This is a genomic window from Neisseria sp. P0001.S007, assembly GCF_051963655.1.
GTDB classification, from domain to species: Bacteria; Pseudomonadota; Gammaproteobacteria; order Burkholderiales; family Neisseriaceae; genus Neisseria; species Neisseria subflava_A.
In genome coordinates this window covers 1-322 of sequence record NZ_JBQCUB010000030.1, presented here as the reverse complement: position 1 = coordinate 322, position 322 = coordinate 1, and the positions used below count along the sequence as shown (strand labels likewise).

Genomic DNA, 322 nt, shown 5'->3' with positions numbered 1-322 from the left:
GATCGATCTGGTCAACGCTGCCGAAGGTGCTGCCAAAAGCAAAGCCGACGACCGCACCCGCGCCCTGCAGGGTCTAGCCGCCGGCGCCCAAGCCTACCAACTGGCCGATTCCGTCGGCAAAGTGGCCGACGCCGTCAAAAACCAAACCGGACAGCAAGGCGCCGTCCTCTTGTCCGTCGAAGCCGGCTTCGGCTTTAAAACCGCTAGCAAAGAACAAAACCAAAACTACCGCCAAAGCCAGCAAAGCAGCCTGAAAGCCGGCGGCGACATCAATATCCGCAGCCGCGAGGGCGACATTACCGTCCAAGGCAGCAACATTACT

Annotated in this window: 1 protein-coding gene; it reads left to right on the top strand. The window is 59.9% G+C overall.

Annotation, left to right across the window (positions count from 1 at the left end; genetic code table 11):
- Positions 1 to 322: hemagglutinin repeat-containing protein (locus ACTHRE_RS11085; protein WP_440345100.1), on the top strand; the 322-nt coding region annotated here is incomplete at both ends.